At 38.9% G+C, this 2,105-nt stretch carries 3 protein-coding genes; all 3 read right to left on the reverse strand.

Features of this window, described 5'->3' with window-relative positions; all coding sequences use genetic code 11:
* Positions 1–162: hypothetical protein (locus tag CL42_RS17785; protein ID WP_416202032.1), on the reverse strand; the 162-nt coding region annotated here is incomplete at its 3' end.
* Positions 163–323: 161 nt separating this feature from the next.
* Positions 324–1,127 (reverse strand): enoyl-ACP reductase FabI, encoded by an 804-nt coding sequence (locus CL42_RS15900; RefSeq protein ID WP_035270862.1) that lies wholly within the window; start codon positions 1,125–1,127, stop codon positions 324–326.
* 160 nt (positions 1,128–1,287) lie between these two features.
* On the reverse strand, positions 1,288–2,022 hold the full coding sequence (locus CL42_RS15905) for a Bax inhibitor-1/YccA family membrane protein (protein WP_035270860.1): 735 nt from the start codon (positions 2,020–2,022) through the stop codon (positions 1,288–1,290).
* Between the last annotated feature and the right edge of the window lie 83 nt (positions 2,023–2,105).

Below are 2,105 nucleotides of genomic sequence, written 5' to 3' on the forward strand. Positions count from 1 at the left end.
GATGAGTTCTGCTTGCACGCCTTCGTTAAGGGCATGGCTGCCATCGATGCGTTGTAGGAAGACTTGGCTATTCAGTTGTGAATGACTGAATTGGATGTGGAGGGCTCTGTTTTGGGCGGTTAGACCGAGCTGTTCCAATGCCGAAAAGATGTTGGCAAGCATGGTTATTATCTGTCTTTTATAATTTAATAAGGCTAAATAATTTCTTAATATTTAATCAAAAAAAATACGATTTACCTAGTCTTGGTTACATAAATGAACTTTAAAAAATGTAAAAAAATCGGCAATAAATTGCCGATTTTTATTTGTTACTAAGATGAGATTTATTCTGTTAGCATTAAATCTGCACTCATACCCACCGTATTGTAACCAGCATCTACATATAAAATTTCGCCAGTAATACCATTCGCCCATGGTGAACACAAGAACAATGCCGCATTACCTACATCTTCAATCGTGACATTACGCTTTAAAGGTGCAACCTTTTCATTCAGATCAAGCATCTTACGTAAAGACTTGATACCTGAAGCCGCAAGCGTACGAATTGGACCAGCTGAAATCGCATTTACACGAATTCCTTCAGCACCCAAACTTGAAGCCAAGTAACGAACGCCAGCCTCTAAAGATGCTTTCGCCAATCCCATAACATTATAGTTTGGCATCACACGCTCTGAACCTTGGTAAGTGAGTGTGAGCAAACAGCCCTGACGAGCAGTTAAAAGTGGTTTTGCCGCACGAGCCATGGCAATAAAGCTATAGGCACTGATGTCATGCGCGATTTTAAAACCTTCACGATCAGTAACTTCAGTAAAATCACCATCTAAAGTATGTGCTGGTGCAAAACCAATTGAATGCACTACGCCATCCAAACCATCCCAATGTTTTGCTAATTCAGCAAATGCCTGTTCGATTTCAGCATCAACAGCAACATCACATGGAAAAACTAGTTTTGAACCAAACTGTTCAGCAAAGTCATCAACACGCTTCTTCATTTTTTCATTAGGATAGGTAAATGCCAATTCTGCACCTTCACGGTGTAAAGCTTCTGCAACACCGAATGCAATCGACAATTTACTCGCAACACCCGCGATTAAAAAACGTTTACCTGCTAATAGTCCTTGTGCCATGTGACTCTCACTTAAATTAATTTTCATGCATGATGCCAAGTCTAGAGCATTTACGAAATTGCATAATGCATCTTTTTTCAAAAAATTGTTAAACCGAATTAGACGCTAAAAAAAGATCAGACATCAGTCTGATCTTTTTACACGCCTTAGCTGAACGACATTAGTCATTACTAGACAGTAGACCAATTAAACGCAAGAAAGAGAAATACATCCAAACTAAAGTGGCTAATAAGGCAATTCCACATAACCATTCCATCGCTTTAGGCGCATATTGAGCTGCGGCATTTTCAATCAGGTCGAAATCTAAAATTAGATTTAATGATGCAATAATGGCGACAAAAGCTGCAAATCCTAAACCTAGCCAATTATTATCAAATATATATGGAATGCTCGAACCAAAAGCTAGACTCATAATAAATTGGAGAACAAATACAATCGCAATCGCAATGGTGGCTGACAACACAACCGCTTTAAATTTCTCAGTCGCACGAATAATTTGAAAACGATAAAGCGCGAACATCACCAAAGTCGTGACAAATGTTGCGAGCAAAGCCTTTAAAGGAACACCAGGATATTTCAGTTGAAATATGACTGAAATCCCCCCTAAAAATGCACCTTGAAATAAAGCATATGGAATAGCCAAAGTTCGAGCAGTATTCGGCTTAAAAGTAGTAATGAGTGCCAGAATGAATCCACCAATCGCCCCCACCATCGCACTGGCATAAGCGAGTGAGACATTTAAAGTCATAAAGCTATAAATAAACAGCGCGATACCCACCGCTGCAGAAATCACAGTTAATACAACTGATTTCTGAATCGCGCCTTGAATGGTCATGGGTTGTTGATAATTGGATACCGTCTCTACACGGGTTAAGATCGGATTACTACTTTGCATAACTTAGTCTCTGTTATCATTCTTAAATTTTCACTATTCTGAGATCTATCAGCATAAAAGTCAGTTTATTTTTTGCTATCAAC

Source organism: Acinetobacter sp. Ver3, assembly GCF_000632455.1.
Classification (GTDB): Bacteria; Pseudomonadota; Gammaproteobacteria; order Pseudomonadales; family Moraxellaceae; genus Acinetobacter.